The sequence below is a fragment of the Haloarcula sp. CBA1127 genome, from assembly GCF_001485575.1.
In the GTDB taxonomy this organism is placed as follows: Archaea; Halobacteriota; Halobacteria; order Halobacteriales; family Haloarculaceae; genus Haloarcula.
Genome location: NZ_BCNB01000002.1, coordinates 313,275 through 330,843, shown reverse-complemented (window position 1 = coordinate 330,843; position 17,569 = coordinate 313,275). Strand labels below are relative to the sequence as shown.

Below are 17,569 nucleotides of genomic sequence, written 5' to 3'. Positions count from 1 at the left end.
AGCAATGTGTGGCAATAACGAGCATACCGAGAGCGAACCGATCCGACAGTCTGGAACCAGCCGTCGACGGTTCCTGACCGCCACCGGAGCCGGAACCGTCGGAGTGTTCGCTGGCTGCGCTTCGTTAGCCAGCGATGACGGCGACGGTGGGACTGGTGGTGAAAGTGGCGGTGCCAGCACGGGCGACAGTAGTAGTGGCCAGGATTTCAGCGGTGAGACACTGCGCGTAATGGTCTGGAGCGGGAACTACGCTGACCGCTTCGAAGAAACGATAAAGCCGATGTACGAGGAGCGGACTGGTGGTCGATTACAGGTCAACCGCGGCTGGAACGAGATCCTGGCGAAAATCAGATCAGCACCGGCGGAGCAGCCGCCGTTCGATGTCACCATCACAGAGGGGTATTTTTACCTCCTTGGTCGCAACGATGACCTGTTCTTGCCGGTACGAGAGGAGAACGTGCCGAATCTGGACGGCGTCATCGATTATTACACTGACTTCCGAACCACGGAGTTCGGCGTCCCCGTCGACGGTGCACCGACGACGCTCATCTATCGAAACGATCTAGACTTCGAACCGACCACTTGGGCCGACCTTGCCGCCCCAGAAGCCGCCAACGGAAATGGAATCGGCATCGACAAAGGGTTCTGGTGGTTCCCGCAGCATGACGCTGCTGTCGCGATGGATGAAAAGGAGCTTGCCGGGGAAGTGTACGATGAGGACCTCTCGATGAACGTGTTTGACTATATGAAAGAGCAGTGGAACATCCAGGGCTGGGCGTCTTCCGGGGAAGACATCTGGCAACTGTTCGCGAACGGCATTATCGACCACGCGCAGTGGTACTACGAACAGACCGCGTACGATATTGACGACTATCCTGACCTGAGCCACACCGCACCGGACAGAAACAGCGGTTTCGTCAACCACTGGTGTCCGGTCCGTGGCACTGACAAACGGCGGATGGCGGAGGACTTCTTGAATTTCCTGCTGGACGCCGAGACCCAGACACGGTGGTCGGAAAACAGCCCGACGTTGTTTACGAATACGGACATGGAATACGCGACTGAGAAACTCAACGAGGACCTCCCCAACAACAGTGACGAAGCAGCGCTCGTCGCTTGGCCGGAGTTCGATTACATCAACTCGAACTTTGACAGCTTCAACCAGCGGATCTCGGAGATGGAGGCGAGTTCGAACTAGCGATGTCGGGACCGATGTTTACAACGGACCAGTGTCTCAGTGGCCAACACGAATTGCATAATTCATGTCGGAGATAGAACTACAGAACCTCTCGAAATCGTTCGGCGATATCGATGCGGTGACAGACGTTTCCCTGTCTGTTCGAGACGGGGAACTGCTGTGCTTACTCGGTCCCAGTGGCTGTGGCAAGTCGACGACGATGCGAATGATCAGTGGGCTGGAGACACCGTCGTCCGGGACGGTCTACATCGGAGATGCGGACGTGACCGACGAACCGGCCTACGACAGGGACACCTCGATGGTGTTCCAGAACTGGGCGCTGTTCCCGTACAAGACCGTACTCGAGAATGTTGCGTTCGGTCTCAAGATGCGTGGCATGGGAAAACAGCAGCGGCGTGACCGCGCCAGTGAGATGCTGGACCGCGTCCACATGGACGGGTATGAAAGTCACAGTCCAACTGACCTCTCGGGTGGCCAGAAGCAGCGTGTCGCGCTGGCACGGTCGCTGGCAGTGGACCCTGACGTGCTACTGCTCGATGAACCCCTCTCGAATTTGGACAAGCGATTGCGTGAGGAGATGGAGATCGAACTGAAAGACATTCACGAAGAGTTTCAGAAGACGTTCGTTCACGTCACACACAATCAGGACGAAGCGTTCACCCTTGCTGATCGTATCGGCATAATGAACGATGGGCGACTGGTGCAGGTCGGGGAGCCGAATGAGGTGTATCGGGACCCGAAAAACAAGTTTGTCGAGGAATTCCTGGGTGATACAAACTTCGTCAGTGGTACTGTAAGCGACATTGACGGCCAGTACGGCTACCTGGTGACGGAGTTCGACTCGGAGATCCGTGTACCGGTGACTTCGAAAATCCAGCCCGAAGCGTCCCTTACTGTCTCGCTCCGTCCCGAGTTCATGCAAATAGCTCCTCTCACCGATGACTCAACCCGGGCATCCCACCAGACCCGTGCCGACGGTAACGGCGGTGGTGGTGTTTCCGGGACCGTAGAGAGCACTATTTATCGCGGCTCCAGCATCCGCCATGTCGTCGACATCGGCGGGGAGCAACTGTTCGTCGAACAGAGCGTTACTGACCACTCAGCAATTGACGAGGGAGATACGGTGGAGCTCAGCTGGGATATCGATGACATACTGGTGTTCCGTCCCGACGGCACGAGAGTGAGGGACCGACAATGAGTGTCGACTCCCGAACGACTGTGTTAGACCGCCTCTGGTCGCCGTTCGAAGGGCAATCCGGCTCTCGCCGCTCGTTGTTGCTGATGAGCCCACTGATCCTGTTCGAGTTGCTGGTGTTCGTGGTTCCGTTTCTGTTGTTGGTTCGCATCAGTTTCAGCGAACAGTCACAGGGCCTCCCGTATGCCGAGGGGACGTTCTCCATCGCATCGTACGTGCAGGTCCTCCAGTCTGAGTTGCTCCAGGGAATCATCGTGTATTCGTTCAAGCTCGGCATCATTGCGACGCTACTCACAGTCGTCCTCGCGGTTTTCTATGCATATGCCACCTGGCGCGCGAGCGGGGTGCGGAAATCGGCTCTGTTATTTTCGGTTGTGCTGCCGCTACTGACGACACTCGTAATCAAGACGTACGTGTGGGTTCCGTTGCTGGCTCCGAACGGGACGGCCAACAGCCTCCTGCTCGCAGTCAGCCTCATTCAGGCACCCCTGCAGATAGTCCCGAACACGCTTGGCGTCGTCATCGGACAAGTATATATCGTCTTCCCGTATGCGATGCTGGCCATTTACAGCGTCCTGACAACCGTTGAATGGGAGCTTGTCGAGGCGGCCAGGGACCTCGGAGCCAGCCGAACCCGGTCTTTCTTCGCGGTCGTTCTGCCAGAGATTATGCCAGGAATCACCGTCGCGACTGTTATCTCCTTTGCCTGGAGCGTCGGCGCGTATTCCGCACCGGCGCTGCTCGGTGCAGGGAGTGACCGTCCGTTCGCGCTCGAAGTGCAGGAGCAGATGCTAGTCAATTTCAACTGGCCGATAGCCACTGCCCTCTCGACGGTAATGCTCGTCCTGATGTTCGTGAGCATTCTGGTCATCTACACTGTTCTCGGTCGCTTTGGGGGTGACGTTACGAATGCCACGTAACGTTGAACGGCTGGGGACGGCAGCGTTCCGCATCGGCTACATAGCGATATTCGTCGTCATGTTGTTACCGCTGGGGATTGTCATCGCGACGTCCTTCTCTGCGTCGGGGAACCTACAGTTCCCGCCGCAAGCGCTCTCCGTGAAGTGGTACAGCGCGTTCTTTGCTGACGTGGTGTGGCTGCGAGCGTTCGACAATAGTCTCGTCGTCGGTGTCGGAACGACGGTCGTCGCTACGTTCATGGGGATCACGGCGGCGTTCGGTCTTGAAGCACACAGAGGCCGGTTCGGTGATATCCTGACGCCCATCGTCATTCTACCATTGCTCATTCCGCCGGTCATCCTTGGGGTGACGCTGCTTGTGTATTTCAGCAGGCTTGGGTTTCGGTCGTCGTATCTCAGCATCATCTTGGCCCACAGTCTCTGGGCCACCCCGCTCGTGTTCTTTGTGATGCAGTCCGTCTTCCAGCGGTTCGACTGGCAACTGCGCGACGCTGGGATGGACCTTGGGGCGAATCCGATCCGAGTGTTCATCCACGTCATTCTGCCGAACGTCAAAAGCGGGATACTCGTTTCTGCGCTGCTGGCGTTCATTATCAGCCTGCAGGAGTTCGTGATGGCGCTGTTCCTGTCGAACTATCAGACGCAGACGATTCCCGTGCTGGCCTGGAACTCCCTGCGCCAGTCCCTTACGCCCATCGTCAGTGTCGTCTCGACATTCCTCATCCTCATCTCCGTTGTCGGGCTTCTCGCCGCCGCTCTCGCCACAAATATCGAATTCGTGGCGAAACGGTTGTCCTGAATTTTCAGGGAGACGTTTCGATTGTGATGCTGCCGGACTAACAGGTAAAACTGAATTTCTGAGATTGCTATATTTCTGGTCCAAGACTAAATGACGATGCCGCTACTAAGTAATTCTCAAAAAATTATATATCACCCAATCTGAAGAGCAGATCGGGAAAATGTTTTTATAATGTGGTACCGTCACACAATATGTATGCGAGCAGCTGTGTTAGAGGAGTACGAGGAGCCGCTAGCTATCAGAGACGTCGAACGCCCGGACCCGGACCCGGATGGCGTCGTCGCTACGGTCGACGCCTGCGGTGTCTGCCGGAGCGACTGGCACGGATGGGTCGGCAACTGGGACTGGTTTGATTATAAGCCACCGCGGGGCCATATTCTCGGCCACGAACCGTCGGGGACGGTCGTCGAAGTCGGCGAGAATGTTGACACAGTCAAAGAAGGGGACACGGTCGCCATCCCGTTCAATTTCGCCTGTGGCCACTGTCACGAGTGCCGTGTTGGCTATGAAAACCTGTGTGAGAACCATCTGGGGCTCGGCTTCCAGCCCGGAGCGCCGGGGGCCTTTGCCGAAGAAGTCCCGATTCCGAACGCCGACATCAACGCTGTGAAGCTCCCAGATGGTGTGGACCCTGTCGAGGTCGCTGGCATGGGGTGCCGATTCATGACATCGTACCGTGGAATGGCCCATCAGGCCGACGTGAGTCGCGGCGAGTACGTCGTCGTTCAGGGGCTTGGTGGTATCGGACTGTCGGCGGTCCACATCGCGGACGCACTGGGTGGAAACGTCATCGGTGTCGACCTGATGGACGAGAAACTCGAAATGGCCGAAGAGCTCGGGGCCATTGACACCGTCAATGCAGCTGAAGAGGACGATGTCGTACAGGCGGTCCGAGATATCACGGACGGCGGCGCGCACGTCTCTCTAGACGCACTGGGGATTGAGGAGACCTGCCAGAACGCTATCGAATCGCTTAGAACGCGCGGGCGACACGTCCAGATCGGTCTGACGACGAAAGAACAGCGAGGGTACAACTCGCTGCCCACGGATACAATCGTGATGAACGAGATTCAGGTGCAGGGCTCCAGCGGCCTCCCGCCGTCGAAGTACGGTGAGATGTTCCGGATGGTCGAGAACGGCAAGCTCGACCCCGGTGCCGTCATAACCGACAAAATCGGTCTGGAGGGCGTTAGCGACGAACTGGCTGCCATGACCGACTACGAGACAATTGGGATTCCCGTTGTCAACGAGTTCGCCTGAGCTATGCCTGACAGCGAGACGCGAACCGCTATACGGGAGCGACATCTGGAGGCCCATGAGGACGCGCTGGCGGACATCGTTATCGAGCCGTGGATAGATGGGGCCTCTGTCTCGGGTTCAGAGACGATTCCGACGCGCGATCCAGTCATCGACGAACCGATAACGACAGTCCCGGTCTGTGATGGCGACCTAGTCAACCAAGCCGTGCAAGTCGCTTGGGGCGGCTTTGAAACATGGAGTGACCGAACACCCACGGAAAGATCCCAGCGCCTTTCGGAGTGGGTTGACGTCTTGGAGGCACACCTTGACGAACTGGCCCTGTTAGAGTGTCTTGATACTGGCAAGCCACTGAGTGAAGCGCGCGGCGAAGTCGAAGGCGCGCTCAGGACGCTCGAATACTACGCGGCAGTAGCCAGGACACAACAGGGAAGTCAGATTCCGGCACAGGGGGACCTCCATATGTACACGAGAATGGAGCCATACGGGGTTGTCGGACAGATCACGCCCTGGAATTTCCCCGCGTGGGCGGCTGCATGGAAGTTTGGGCCTGCTTTGGCCGCCGGCAACTGTTCTGTCCTGAAGCCATCCGCGTACACCCCGTTAACAACGGTCAGGATGGCACAGCTCTCAGATGGGATCTTCCCTGACGGCGTCATCAACGTTGTCACCGGTGGTGGGTCGACGACTGGGGCCACACTAACTGAACACGAAGATGTCCGGAAGCTCTCGTTTACTGGGAGTGGCAGCGTCGGCCAGGAAGTCATGCAGACTGCCGCCGCCCGTATCGCTCCCGTGACGCTCGAACTGGGCGGGAAGTCGCCGCTCGTTGTCTTTCCTGATGCGGACATGGAAACGGCTGTCGACGCTGCCGCAGCAGGCGTCTACTACAGCACCGGTGAGATCTGTGACGCACTGTCCAGAGCAATCGTCCACGAAGACATCCACGACGAGTTCGTCGACCGACTGGTGGCCCGGGCTGAATCGTACACGCTCGGTGACCCGCTCGATGATGAGACGACGCTGGGGCCGTTGACCAACGAGGACCAGTTTGAGACGGTGTCGGACTATGTCACCATCGGCCGAAACGAGGGTGCTACGCTCGTCACTGGCGGCAGTGCCCCGGAGAACCACGCTCTCGCCGACGGCCATTACGTTGCACCGGCTGTGTTCACAGATGTCGAGCCCGATATGCGAATCGCGCGCGAAGAAATCTTTGGCCCCGTCCAGACTGTCCAGTCGTTCAAGACGTATGACGAGGCCGTCGCGCTGGCGAACGATACGGAGTTCGGCCTTGCTGGCGGGGTCGCGACAGAATCGACTGATATCGCCCACCAAGCTGCCGCAGACATAGATGCAGGCGTCGTCTACATCAATGCGTACGGACCGATCCGACCCGAAGGTCCGTACGGCGGGTTCAAGGAGTCGGGTATCGGCCACGACCTCGGCAGGGCGGCGGTAGAGCAGTATCAGCAACCCAAAACGGTGTACGTCAACCTCGACAGCCCCGAAATCTGACGCTAGAATGCCGCAAAATCCGGCGGTCGACCCTTTTCAACGATATTCTAGCGTCTTTGGAACCGATATCCCGGTGGGGAAGTGGAGTCTCCTCGACTTGCCCGATGGAACACACTGATCTGATGTGATAGCCAACCCTGGAGACTCAATACAAATACTGAATCACGTATCACCTCTCGCGAGTATAAACATATCTGGCACAGTTCTTTTCAATACGGCTCCACAGAATACTGAGTTTAGACTAATCGGCGGTATAAACGGAAAGATAAAACGAAAACCGGGAAATACCAGGCCCTATTTCTATGTTTACTCCTATAATATGGGTGGGCGTCTATATATCCGATTGCTTTCCTGTTTCTGTTTGTGGTCGTGCCACGGGTTCCACGTTCATGCTACGCCGCACTCGGCAACCACTCTGTTGTATCATCCGCTTCAGGCCCCATGGTTTCAATACGCCCTGTTATCTCATTCGCAAACAGTGACTCTCAGTCGCCACCGCTCCTCACCAGGCAGTTTTTTCGGTGTTGTTCGGGAACTGTTCGCTAGACGTTCGCCACTCGAACTGGCTGCGCTTCTCACTTCTCGCTCCGATGCCAACTACGACAGTGCGATGACCGAACGCTCCCCTCTGACAGAATGACACCACAGGCTACTGATTCCGATATGTCGGATGCCACTGCTGAGACATCTGTCCGCACAGCCAACTCGACGTGGTGGCTCGTGGCTGGTGCGAGCCTGATTTCGATGGGACTGGCTGCCTACGAGATCGTTCCCGCAAGCGTTACACCGCTTATTCAGGACTCACTACAGGTCGGGCCAACAGCTGCCGGCCTCTTGGTCGGAGTCATGTTCGGGACCGCTGTCGTCGTCAGCCTCCCTGCTGGTGCTGCGCTGGACCGGACCGATTCGAGAACTGCGATGGCACTTGCGGTGGGCATATTAGTCGTCGCTGGGGTGTGGGGCTGGCGAGCCGGTCGGCGTGGCCAGTACGAGGCAATCATTGCATCACGCGTACTGGGGGGCACCGCGTATGTCGTCGTCTGGAACGCCGGCATCGACATGGTAAGCCGGGCGGTCGATGGTTCGCACCGCGCAACAGCAGTCGGCATCTTCACCGCCAGCGGGCCGGTCGGCTTCGCGCTCGGACAGGGAACTGGGCCGCTCATTGCCCAGCGGTTCGGCTGGCCGGCTGTCTTTCTGGCCTTCATTGCCCCTGCAATTGTGGGCCTGGCAGTGTTCTGGCCAGCGAGCCGCGGGCACGGCGGGAGCAGAGGCGATGCCCCATCGTTGCGAGAATTCGGGGCAGTACTGCGGAGCCCGAGTGTCTGGCTTGTCGGAGTCCTCGGCTTCCTTGGCTACGCGCTGTACCTGTTCGTGAATAGCTGGGGCTCGTCGTACCTCACGCAGGGTCTGGACTTCTCTCTGGCCGTGAGCGGGCTCGTCGTTGCCGTATTCCCCGCTGTTGGGGTGATATCTCGAATCAGCGGCGGCCTCATCTCGGACCGGGTCTTCGACGGCCGACGGCGACCGGTCGTGCTGTGGTCGTTCGGTCTTGCCGCTCCGCTTCTCCTCGGGTTTACGCAGTTTCGCTCGCTGGCACTACTTGTTGCTGTCCTCCTGCTGATCGGGTTTGCGGTCCAACTGACGCTTGGCCTCTCGTTTACGTACGTCCGCGAACTCGTTGACCCACGCGTCGCTGCAACGGCGGTCGCGTTCCAGACTAGTATTGGCCTTGCGGGGGCGTTTGTTGCACCGATTGTCGGCGGCGCCGTGGTGAACAGAGCTGGATTCGAGCCGGCGTTTCTACTGGCTGGCGCGGTTGCCGTCGCCGGTATCATCGTCGCTTGGCAGGCTCCAGAACCGGGACGCCAGTAGGATAGGGCGCTCAACCCCGTCTCTCACGATACGCTTCTAAGACCGCGACCCAAGATATCGGCTCAACTGATTTGTCGCTGGCCTGTGAATTGGAAACCAATGCCAGCCGAATCGTTCACACTCGCGGCCGCGCAGGTAGAGCCCGTCTACCATGACAAGGAGGGAACGCTGGACAAGACATGCCGGTACATCGAGCAGGCGGGTCGGGACGGTGCGGACATCGTCGTCTTCCCGGAGACGTACTTCCCGGGATACCCATACTGGCGAGGCAGCGTCTCTATCTCCAGGTGGACTGATCTGATGGTGGACCTCCAGAAGCACAGTCTCCACGTTGACGACGAGGCTATCGAGATACTCGGCGAGGCAGTCGCGGAAGCAGACCTCACGCTGGTGCTGGGGACGAACGAAGTCAGCGACCGGCAGGGCAGCGAGACGCTCTACAATTCGCTGTTTTATTTCGACAGTACAGGGGAACTGATGGGTCGCCACCGAAAACTGATGCCGACCCACGAGGAGCGTGCCATCTGGGGGCGTGGCGACCCGTCGAGCCTAGCCACCTACGAAACGGATGTCGGCCGACTCGGCGGGCTCATCTGCTATGAGAACCATATGACGCTCTCGAAAGCGGCGCTGACCGCAATGGGTGAGGAGATACACGCTGCTGTCTGGCCCGGTTTCTGGGAACAGCACGGTCATCCTGGAGACAAAACCCGAGCGGAGACGAGCGAAGCCGTGGATACCTGTGATATCTATCCTGCCATGCGTGAGTACGCCTTCGAAACCCAGTCGTTCGTCGCTGCGTGCTCGGCGTACATGAGCGAGGCTGTGCCGGACGGATTTTCGGAGGACGAACTCGGATTCAACGTCGCAGCGGGCGGGAGTATGCTGGTCAACCCGGCGGGGATTGTCAAAGCCGGTCCGCTGGTCGGCGAAGAGGGGCTCCTGACTGCAGAGTTCCGGGACGACGAACGGCGGGCGACAAAGGCGTACTTCGATGCAATGGGTCACTACACCCGCTGGGACGCAGTGAGCCTGTCTATCAGCGACGAAACGTTGGCCCCCTCACAGCCTCAAGAAGCCAGCAAACATACAGTCGCTGGAACCGGTTCACTCTCGGCAGCACAGGCACAAGCGGTCGCCGACGAGTACGACGTTCCTGTCGAGGCTGTCGAAGCGGTCGTGGATAAACTGACCGACTAACCACGATTGGTTGGATATCTGTCAAAAATCACACAATGCTACGCGGCTGAGTTACTTATTGTAACTATCTGGAATCAGCACGACGCCGTGGAAGTCAAAGAGGTCGGAAACAGCCGCCTCGATACGACCGAAGTTCGGTGGTAGCGCGACTGCCGGTAGATAGAAATCGTCGTTTGAGAACTCGTTATCCGCGGTGGATTGGTTTTGCGGTTCACTCATATCAATATACTATACTGGGTACAGCCTGCTAAGCTCATTGTAGGATAATCACGGGTATTTATTACGTGAAATTATAAATGATTGTTAATCCAGATTCCGATAGAGAGGTGTGTTGCTCGCCGAATTGAGTATTCCAATGACACAAGTCGTCTGAGTTGTTTCTCGTTTCTTCGTCGCTTAGACTGCATCCGTAGACTCGTTCTCATTGGTGAAAATACAGTCTCGCTAACACGATAGGGGTATTTGAGATGGTAGTCAGCTTTTTATTTTTGCCCTCGTGTGTGCATCTGTGTATGTAAACATTCACGTTGAGACCCCGCGTACATACAGCAGTTCACAGATGATGATACCCCGTTGTCGAACTGGTATTCGTTTTTGACGCCTCGATCGTAATCTCCGTACCACAAAATGTCAATAACTACGAAAATACACATCGAACACGAACGCCTCGCTCTGGTTCCAACGTTACAGAACCTCGAAGACATAGCGATACGGGTCATCACGCAGGGAAATACTGATCCGGGCTCCACGGTGTTTCCGTTCCTCATCGAGTATCGTGACAGAGACCGACTCGAAGAGATGCTCGATGCTGATCCGACAGTCCAGAGCTACGAACTCGTCGACTGGACCGACCAGACCGGCATATACTACATCGAACACACTCCTGAAACGAAACTCATCAGTTCTGTCGTCACGGATGTCAACGGATTCCTCGTCCATACAGAGACGAAGGGCACCGGGTGGCTCGTCCGACTCTTGCTCCCTGACCGCGAAGCGCTCAATACGATCTGGGAGTATGCAAACGAGAACGACATCTCGCTCGATATCATCGAAATCTACGGGAACACGGATACCGGCGGCGAGTCGTCGTACGGCTTGACCGATGAACAGCGGATCGCGCTGACAACCGCATACGAAAACGGCTATTTCGGAGAACCCAGGGATATCTCCCTGAACGAAGTCGCCGACGAAATCGGACTGTCTTCGACAGCGATGAGCGGCCGGCTCCGGCGGGGAATGCGGAACCTCATTGCAGCAACAATAATCGACAGAGAGGAGTGAGTTCACAAATCCGTCACTGGGAGCGCTCGGAAGGCGCTCCCAATCGTTTTACCGATTTAAACCAACTCTCGTGACATCGAATCGCATTTGAAACTGAATTCTATAGTATGTATGTAAAACTATCAAAAAGAGAGTCTTCAGGGCGGATTCTGGACCTATCTAACGGTGGTGTTCACTCGGACCGTCCACTCGAATCCTTTTGACGGTAGACCGGTCGTAATGCTGTCGCGTCTTTGTTGTATCCCAACCACACGCTCAACGCTGTTGCGGCGAAGACGAGATACACGGGGAACAGAAGAACGAGTGCGTATCCAGCAAACACCAGTGTCAGGACATCTAGCCAGTACAGCGTCGCGATCCCGGCGAGTCCACCGACTGCGCTCGCGATGATTCCCAGGCGAAACGCCTGAGCAGCGGCGGGACCGGGCGACAGGTGAATCGTATCCATACAGCATTTTATCTGGCAGAACATCATAAGTCGCGCGCGAGATACGATATCACGGTCCGGGGTAGCACTGCCGTCGCGAAGTCGTGCTAGGACGGCTTTATTACCAGCAGCCCAACATAGGTGTGTGCATGAAACTCTCGTTGATTGCCGCCGTCGCGGCAAACAGAGTGATCGGTGCCGGCGGCGACATTCCGTGGCAGTATCCCGAGGATCTGACACATTTCAAAGAGACAACTGTCGGTCATCCGGTGATTATGGGGCGGCGGACCTTCGAGAGCATCCGCCGCGATCTCGACGGCCCACTGCCGGAGCGAGTAAACATTGTTCTGACTACGACGCCGCATCACCTTCCTGACAGCGTCACAGCTGTCACCTCGACGACGGCGGCGTTGACCGAAGCGGCCGACAGCGGAGCATCTACGACCTACGTCATTGGTGGCGCTACTGTGTACGAGCAGTTTCTCCCACAGGCCGACGAGCTAATCCTCACGGAACTAACGGCGGCTTTCGACGGCGATACCGTCTTCCCGACGGTCGACTGGTCGTGCTGGTCCGAGACGGAACGAACGACACACAGCGACTTCGATATCGTCAAATACACCCGAATCAGCAGTGACTCGGACTGATATTTTTCCGAGCAGTCACAGCGCCCGCTCGGTCGTGTTCCGTGCCGGTCGTTTCGTACGACAGCTACCAGTCTCAGCCGAGAAACGCGATACCGTATTTCGCTGAATATTCATGCTCTGGGGCTGTTAAACAACGGTTCAGAGTATCGTCACTGCCTGCAAAGTCTCCCCGCATATAAACCCCAGAAGCAAGTAACAATATCCTTTATTAGTATTTCACATCTTCTTTCATAGGCATGACCGGTAACGAGGAACATCCTAACTATCCCAGTGTCGACCAGTCAGACCGGACCGTCCCCCGTAACCTCCGCCAGACTGGTGACCCCAACATCGAGATGTTGGTGTCAACGCGCGTTCGAAAGTCCCCGTTCTTCCACAAGTCCTTCAACGAGGAGGGTGCCTGGCGGGCAACCGTCTACAACCGCCTCTATCACCCGCGCGGCCTCATCGAGCCCGAGGACGGCGGCGTGATGAAGGAGTACGACGCACTGACTAACACCGTCACCCTCTGGGACGTCGCCGTAGAGCGACAGATTCGGGTCAAAGGGCCCGACGCCGAGGCGCTGACGAACTACGTCGTCACCCGCGACGTGACAGGCATGGACGCCATGGACGGAAAGTACGTCATCCTCTGTAACGAGGACGGTGGCGTCCTCAACGACCCCGTTCTCCTGCGTCCCGAGGAAGACGAGTTCTGGTTCTCCATCTCGGACTCGACGCTGATGCAGTGGCTGCAGGGCGTCAACGTCGACAACGAGTTCGACGTCGAAATCGACGAGATCGACGTCGCGCCGATGCAGATCCAGGGCCCAAGGGCGCTCGACGTGATGGTCGATGTCGTCGGTGACCAGGTCAAAGATGTCCCGTACTACGGCCTGATGGACGCCGAAATCAACGGCTGTGACGTGTTGATCAGCCAGACCGGCTTCTCGGGCGAGAAAGGCTTCGAGGTCTACGTCAAAGACGCGATGGAAAACGCCGAACAGGTCTGGGACCCCGTTATGGAGTCCGTCAAAGACCACGACGGTCGCCAGATCGCACCGGGACACCACCGCCGCATCGCCGCCGGTATCATGTCCTGGGGTCAGGACCTCGACCACGAGACCTCGCCGTTCCAGGTCAACCTGGGCTACCACGTTCCCGACGACAAGGAGGCCGACTACATCGGCAAAGAGGTTCTCGAAGAACAGAAAGAACAGATCGAGAACGGCAACTACCCGTTCGAGCACAAACTCATCGGCCTGAAGATCGCTGGCGAACCGATCCGTGACTACGCCCCCGACTTCTGGCTCATCTCCGACCCGGACACGGGCGAGGAATGTGGCTACCTCACCTCTCCATGGTGGAACCCGGACTTGGAGACCAACATCGGCATGGGCTTTGTCCCGGCTGAGAAGATTCAGGAAGTCACTGACACGCCGCTCAACGACGAGATATACGATGAGGAGCTGGACTTAGAGTTTCAGGTCCATCTCCCCGACGAGTACGCCGACGAACCCGGTGAGCCGGTGTTCGCGACCGCCGCGAAAGTGCCGTTCAAGGAGTCTGTCAACCCGAGCGCCCGTGAGCAGGCGAAGCTCAACGCCCGGAAAGAGGCCGAAAGCGACGACTAATCCTCACTCCGGCTGTCCCAGCAACGCACCTCTCTTTCGTTCGCCGATCTTTTATCGCCCGGTTGCCGCTTCCGGTTTTCACTGATACCGTTGTAGCTCCGTCCCCCTCTCCTGCAGTTCCGCGGCCGTATAGATGCTGCCCGGAAAAGCTCAACTGACGCTTCTTGTTGGACTGCGTCGATACGCTGGCCACAGTATGACACGCTGGTAGTCTCTGCCAGCGAGATGTCGTAAATAGGCTACTTGTAGTTGAGTGTCCCGAGTCCAGACAGTAAGCAGGTCGGTTTCATGAGTCGAGACGGTTGTGCCGCCATTTCTCCGTATCAGGCGTCTGATTGAACGTGTAGATGTGGACGCCGCGGATGTTGTACTCGTCGTCTCCGACGTAGGGCGCGAGCCCATCGATGAGTTCGTCAGGTTCGTAGGTCCCGCGGGAGCCAACCAGTTGCTTGACGAACCCGAGAATGCCCGTCGTCTTCCTGAGGAACTTTATCGAGTCACCGACGCCGACTTTCTGAGATATCTGCATCAGGCGCTGGTAGTTCATCACGCCCGGGATACCGACTTCGACCGGGAGTTCGATACCGCGAGCACGGATGTCTTCGACCCACTCTAACACGGTATCCGGGTCGTAACACAACTGCGTGACGATGTACGTCGCGTACGGTGCTTTCTGTGCCATCGACTCCGCCAACGTTTCGTCGTCGATAAAGTCGTGGCCCTCTGGGTAGCCTGTGATTCCCACTTCTTCGAAGGAGTAGTCGGTCTCTGCGAGCGCTTCGAGCAGGTCATGTGCCGACTCGTACTCACCGGCCGGTTCCTCGCGGTCTCCACCTGGGACGAAGATGTCCGTGATGCCTGCCTGCTCCAGTCGCTCGGCGATCGCTTCGAGTTGCTCCTGATCTTCTACATAGCGGGCCGCAATGTGTGGCACGACACCGAACCCCATTTCGGCGGCTTCCTCCGTCTTTTCCACGGTCTTCTCGATGCCGAGCTGTGGCGAGGTCGTGATCGCGATAGTCGCGTCGTCAGGGAGGTGGGTGATCTCCTCGTCGAAGCTCTCGAACGGCATCAGTTCGAACCGGGCGCTCGTCAGCAGCGTCCGGACACCCTGACTGTCTGAGATAGCGTGTGTTCCGAGGGCCATGAGTTGCCAGAGATAAGGCGTACCCGTACTTTTCTCTGTGGGTGGGGCATCGAACCCATTTATAAGATGTCGCTTCTATCACGCGCTATGAGGCGCACACTGCCGGATCCGGCTGGCCACAGTCCCGTAGGAGACAGCATGGTCAGGTTCATCTGCGAGCCGGCAGAGGACGAGATCTAGAAGATTGAGTTGTTCCAGCAGGTCTCGGGTCTGGCCACGGTCGAGACTCAGGCGTCGCTGGACCTCGTACACCGTGTCCGAATTGACGACCGCGTCCGCGACATCCTCTAGCTGGACGTCAGCCGGGAGTCCAATTCCGTCAGTGACCAGCTGCTCGTCGGGGAGCTCTCCGACCGAACCGGACGACTCGGTTGAGACGGGCTCCGCGACATTGATTTGCTCGTCCTCATCCACAGCCCCAGACTGGGCCGCGTCCTCATCCGAGGTCCCTGATTTAGCCGACGATTTTTCCTCGCCATCACTGGACGTATTGTACGTGTTCGGGACGTGGATGTCCGCTTCTATCATGTACCGTCGGACTGTCTCGGAGGAGACGTCCATCTGGATCTGCTCGGCGATCGCTCTGAAGTTGTCGCACTCGTCGTACAGTGCTTGCAGGTAGTCGGTGTCCTCGTACGGTGGCACGGAGTCGTCGCGGACGGCGGCAAACGGGTCGGATTCAGAGTCGTTCTCGCGACCAGACTGAGGAGTCGCTGTAGCCGCGCCGTCTGACTGTGGATTTTCCTGTGAACCGTCGCCCCCCTCACTGATAGATTCTGAATCCGCGATATCAGCATCGGTGAGTGAGGGTCCACCGTCGGTACCAGCTGAACTCACTGCACTAGCTGTCGCTGTGTCGCTAGAGTCACCTTGGTCAGGCCCACAGTCGACGCTGGCTGCCTCGTCTGGCGCACCTGTGGCGTCGATCGTCAACTGTACCGTTAGGAGCAAGCCGTCGTCAGCGACCGTAGCCGAGGCATCACCTATCGACAGTGCGGCACCAGCGGTTGACGGGAGTTCTGTGGCCGACGGTGAGAACGTGACTTCGAGGTCGCCACTGCTGGTTAGCCTCGCTGTCTCCGGCGTGAGACCCTCGTCAGCGCCGCCGCCGGAACGCAGTGAGACCGGCATCGCCACCGTCACGTCGAGGACTGCATCACCGGTGTCGGCCGGCGATGCTTCGACGGTCTCGATAGACCGACCGCGGGATTCGTACGCATCGATGACCTCCGCGAGCACCGTGAAAGCGGTGTGAAGTCCCATGTCATTGAGTGACTATGACACGTTATGGTGTAGAGATAGGTGTGGAATACCGAACCCATTTATAAACTTCCCCAAAACTGCGGCTAGCAACACACGTCTGAAACAGTGCCCGCGGGCGGCTCCTCGGATACGTCTCGGCTAACGCGGTGTCGCGATGCCTGCGAGACGCTCGCCTTTCACGACGACAGACTCCCTGGCAAGCGAGAATATCACCCCTCGTTCTGTCGCCGAGACGACCTGTTGTTGCTCGAACGAGGAGGGTTCGTAGACCGTCCCCAGTCGTTCCCCGGCGTCGACGGTGTCGCCGACGGCGATGTCCGGTCGACATTCAAACAGGCCCGATTCCGATGCAGTGACCGGCTCCGCATCGTTTCGGAGTACCATCTGTGTCGCCTTCGACTCCGGCTCCGCGGGGAGGACTGCCTGCTCGCGCAGGAGGTTCTGTATCCCATCGACGCCCGCCGCAACCGCATCCTGTGCTATCCGGCGGCTGTTCGAGAGTTCTGCAGTAATAACTGGAATCCCAGCTTCTGCAGCCGCAGCACGGAACGTCCCGCCAGAGCCGTCGTCGCCTGTGTCCTCGGACCCGTCGATAAGCCTGTAGGAGGTCCCGAACGCTTCGGCGAGGCGCTCGGCGGCCGGGTCGCCCGCCCGGCATCTGACGTGTTCCAGCATATCTGCCGTGCCAGTGTGGAGATCGACCGCCGCGTCGGCGTCTTTCACGAGCTCCCACAGCCGAGCGGCAAACTGTTCCTGTAGGCTTCCACACTCGTCGCCTGGCCACACACGGTTTAGGTTCGGATTCATTACGTCGTACTCGCCAGGAGTCATATATGACCGGTGGTCGAACGCGAGCTGGTTCACTACCGGGACGACGAGTACTGTCCCGGCGATAGCCGCGTCGGTCAGGCGGTCGTGCAGTCGCCGTAGCGCGGCTGGGCCGTTGAGTTCGATGCCGTGTTGTGCCGCCTGAATGTACACTGTCGGTCCGGAGCCGCCGACGTACTGGTGGACAGTCACGGACACGTCTCGTCCTGACGGGAGTCGTCCGAGCCGTCGGTCAGTCGTCGTGTGCGTGACGGCCGTGTAGTCCATATCACTGTCTGGTGGCGCGCAGACAAAAAACGGTGGGAGCAGGAGGGCCGCTGTGGCGTATGGAGCGGGGCTGTGATACTCTTTCAGAACAGAAGTTCTGTCCGATACAGTGGCCCTCAATGGTGTGAAAGTAC

At 58.0% G+C, this 17,569-nt stretch carries 16 protein-coding genes; 11 read left to right on the top strand and 5 right to left on the bottom strand.

The window, feature by feature from the left end; genetic code table 11:
- The first annotated feature begins 4 nt into the window (after positions 1–4).
- The 8 genes from AV059_RS02505 to AV059_RS02470 all read left to right on the top strand — a co-directional run bounded on the left by AV059_RS02505 (position 5) and on the right by AV059_RS02470 (position 9,962).
- Positions 5–1,198, top strand: coding sequence for a PotD/PotF family extracellular solute-binding protein (locus tag AV059_RS02505; protein WP_058992015.1), 1,194 nt, complete (start codon positions 5–7; stop codon positions 1,196–1,198).
- Between the two features lie 64 nt (positions 1,199–1,262).
- On the top strand, positions 1,263–2,396 hold the full coding sequence (locus tag AV059_RS02500) for an ABC transporter ATP-binding protein (protein ID WP_058992014.1): 1,134 nt from the start codon (positions 1,263–1,265) through the stop codon (positions 2,394–2,396).
- Positions 2,393–3,313, top strand: coding sequence for an ABC transporter permease (locus AV059_RS02495; RefSeq protein ID WP_058992012.1), 921 nt, complete (start codon positions 2,393–2,395; stop codon positions 3,311–3,313). Before AV059_RS02500 ends, AV059_RS02495 begins: the two co-directional genes overlap by 4 nt.
- Positions 3,303–4,112, top strand: a complete 810-nt coding sequence (locus AV059_RS02490) for an ABC transporter permease (RefSeq protein ID WP_058992010.1) — start codon at positions 3,303–3,305, stop codon at positions 4,110–4,112. Before AV059_RS02495 ends, AV059_RS02490 begins: the two co-directional genes overlap by 11 nt.
- A 195-nt stretch (positions 4,113–4,307) precedes the next feature.
- Positions 4,308–5,372 (top strand): zinc-dependent alcohol dehydrogenase family protein, encoded by a 1,065-nt coding sequence (locus AV059_RS02485; RefSeq protein ID WP_058992008.1) that lies wholly within the window; start codon positions 4,308–4,310, stop codon positions 5,370–5,372.
- Between the two features lie 3 nt (positions 5,373–5,375).
- On the top strand, positions 5,376–6,887 hold the full coding sequence (locus tag AV059_RS02480; RefSeq protein WP_058992006.1) for an aldehyde dehydrogenase: 1,512 nt from the start codon (positions 5,376–5,378) through the stop codon (positions 6,885–6,887).
- Between the two features lie 636 nt (positions 6,888–7,523).
- Positions 7,524–8,762, top strand: a complete 1,239-nt coding sequence (locus AV059_RS02475; protein ID WP_058992004.1) for an MFS transporter — start codon at positions 7,524–7,526, stop codon at positions 8,760–8,762.
- A gap of 99 nt (positions 8,763–8,861) precedes the next feature.
- The gene (locus AV059_RS02470; protein WP_058992002.1) at positions 8,862–9,962 is read left to right on the top strand and encodes a carbon-nitrogen hydrolase family protein; all 1,101 of its coding nucleotides are present in this window, start codon (positions 8,862–8,864) and stop codon (positions 9,960–9,962) included.
- 51 nt (positions 9,963–10,013) lie between these two features.
- Here AV059_RS02470 and AV059_RS22230 read toward each other — a convergent pair whose 3' ends face one another.
- Positions 10,014–10,181 (bottom strand): hypothetical protein, encoded by a 168-nt coding sequence (locus AV059_RS22230; protein WP_195156606.1) that lies wholly within the window; start codon positions 10,179–10,181, stop codon positions 10,014–10,016.
- A gap of 408 nt (positions 10,182–10,589) precedes the next feature.
- Between AV059_RS22230 and AV059_RS02465 the strand changes: the two genes are divergently transcribed.
- Positions 10,590–11,243, top strand: coding sequence for a helix-turn-helix domain-containing protein (locus tag AV059_RS02465; RefSeq protein ID WP_058992000.1), 654 nt, complete (start codon positions 10,590–10,592; stop codon positions 11,241–11,243).
- Between the two features lie 172 nt (positions 11,244–11,415).
- Here AV059_RS02465 and AV059_RS02460 read toward each other — a convergent pair whose 3' ends face one another.
- Complete coding sequence (locus AV059_RS02460) at positions 11,416–11,691, bottom strand: hypothetical protein (protein ID WP_058991998.1); 276 nt, start codon at positions 11,689–11,691, stop codon at positions 11,416–11,418.
- Between the two features lie 128 nt (positions 11,692–11,819).
- Between AV059_RS02460 and AV059_RS02455 the strand changes: the two genes are divergently transcribed.
- Together AV059_RS02455 and AV059_RS02450 are read left to right on the top strand one after the other, a co-directional pair.
- The gene (locus AV059_RS02455; protein ID WP_058991996.1) at positions 11,820–12,317 is read left to right on the top strand and encodes a dihydrofolate reductase; all 498 of its coding nucleotides are present in this window, start codon (positions 11,820–11,822) and stop codon (positions 12,315–12,317) included.
- Positions 12,318–12,553: 236 nt separating this feature from the next.
- Positions 12,554–13,930 (top strand): glycine cleavage system protein T, encoded by a 1,377-nt coding sequence (locus tag AV059_RS02450; protein ID WP_058991995.1) that lies wholly within the window; start codon positions 12,554–12,556, stop codon positions 13,928–13,930.
- A 286-nt stretch (positions 13,931–14,216) separates the two neighbouring features.
- Here the strand turns inward: AV059_RS02450 and AV059_RS02445 are convergent, their stop codons facing one another.
- The 3 genes from AV059_RS02445 to AV059_RS02435 form a co-directional block, all read right to left on the bottom strand.
- The gene (locus tag AV059_RS02445) at positions 14,217–15,077 is read right to left on the bottom strand and encodes a methylenetetrahydrofolate reductase (protein ID WP_058991993.1); all 861 of its coding nucleotides are present in this window, start codon (positions 15,075–15,077) and stop codon (positions 14,217–14,219) included.
- A gap of 78 nt (positions 15,078–15,155) precedes the next feature.
- Complete coding sequence (locus AV059_RS02440) at positions 15,156–16,340, bottom strand: hypothetical protein (protein WP_058991991.1); 1,185 nt, start codon at positions 16,338–16,340, stop codon at positions 15,156–15,158.
- 138 nt (positions 16,341–16,478) lie between these two features.
- Positions 16,479–17,435, bottom strand: a complete 957-nt coding sequence (locus AV059_RS02435; RefSeq protein ID WP_058991989.1) for a succinylglutamate desuccinylase/aspartoacylase family protein — start codon at positions 17,433–17,435, stop codon at positions 16,479–16,481.
- Positions 17,436–17,569: the final 134 nt, after the last annotated feature.

Bases quoted from the DNA above. Each gene is read 5' to 3' on its own strand.
- AV059_RS02505 (WP_058992015.1), top strand. From the start codon at position 5: ATGTGTGGCAATAACGAGCATACCGAGAGCGAACCGATCCGACAGTCT.
- AV059_RS02500 (WP_058992014.1), top strand. From the start codon at position 1,263: ATGTCGGAGATAGAACTACAGAACCTCTCGAAATCGTTCGGCGATATC.
- AV059_RS02495 (WP_058992012.1), top strand. From the start codon at position 2,393: ATGAGTGTCGACTCCCGAACGACTGTGTTAGACCGCCTCTGGTCGCCG.
- AV059_RS02490 (WP_058992010.1), top strand. From the start codon at position 3,303: ATGCCACGTAACGTTGAACGGCTGGGGACGGCAGCGTTCCGCATCGGC.
- AV059_RS02485 (WP_058992008.1), top strand. From the start codon at position 4,308: ATGCGAGCAGCTGTGTTAGAGGAGTACGAGGAGCCGCTAGCTATCAGA.
- AV059_RS02480 (WP_058992006.1), top strand. From the start codon at position 5,376: ATGCCTGACAGCGAGACGCGAACCGCTATACGGGAGCGACATCTGGAG.
- AV059_RS02475 (WP_058992004.1), top strand. From the start codon at position 7,524: ATGACACCACAGGCTACTGATTCCGATATGTCGGATGCCACTGCTGAG.
- AV059_RS02470 (WP_058992002.1), top strand. From the start codon at position 8,862: ATGCCAGCCGAATCGTTCACACTCGCGGCCGCGCAGGTAGAGCCCGTC.
- AV059_RS22230 (WP_195156606.1), bottom strand. From the start codon at position 10,181: ATGAGTGAACCGCAAAACCAATCCACCGCGGATAACGAGTTCTCAAAC.
- AV059_RS02465 (WP_058992000.1), top strand. From the start codon at position 10,590: ATGTCAATAACTACGAAAATACACATCGAACACGAACGCCTCGCTCTG.
- AV059_RS02460 (WP_058991998.1), bottom strand. From the start codon at position 11,691: ATGGATACGATTCACCTGTCGCCCGGTCCCGCCGCTGCTCAGGCGTTT.
- AV059_RS02455 (WP_058991996.1), top strand. From the start codon at position 11,820: ATGAAACTCTCGTTGATTGCCGCCGTCGCGGCAAACAGAGTGATCGGT.
- AV059_RS02450 (WP_058991995.1), top strand. From the start codon at position 12,554: ATGACCGGTAACGAGGAACATCCTAACTATCCCAGTGTCGACCAGTCA.
- AV059_RS02445 (WP_058991993.1), bottom strand. From the start codon at position 15,077: ATGGCCCTCGGAACACACGCTATCTCAGACAGTCAGGGTGTCCGGACG.
- AV059_RS02440 (WP_058991991.1), bottom strand. From the start codon at position 16,340: ATGGGACTTCACACCGCTTTCACGGTGCTCGCGGAGGTCATCGATGCG.
- AV059_RS02435 (WP_058991989.1), bottom strand. From the start codon at position 17,435: ATGGACTACACGGCCGTCACGCACACGACGACTGACCGACGGCTCGGA.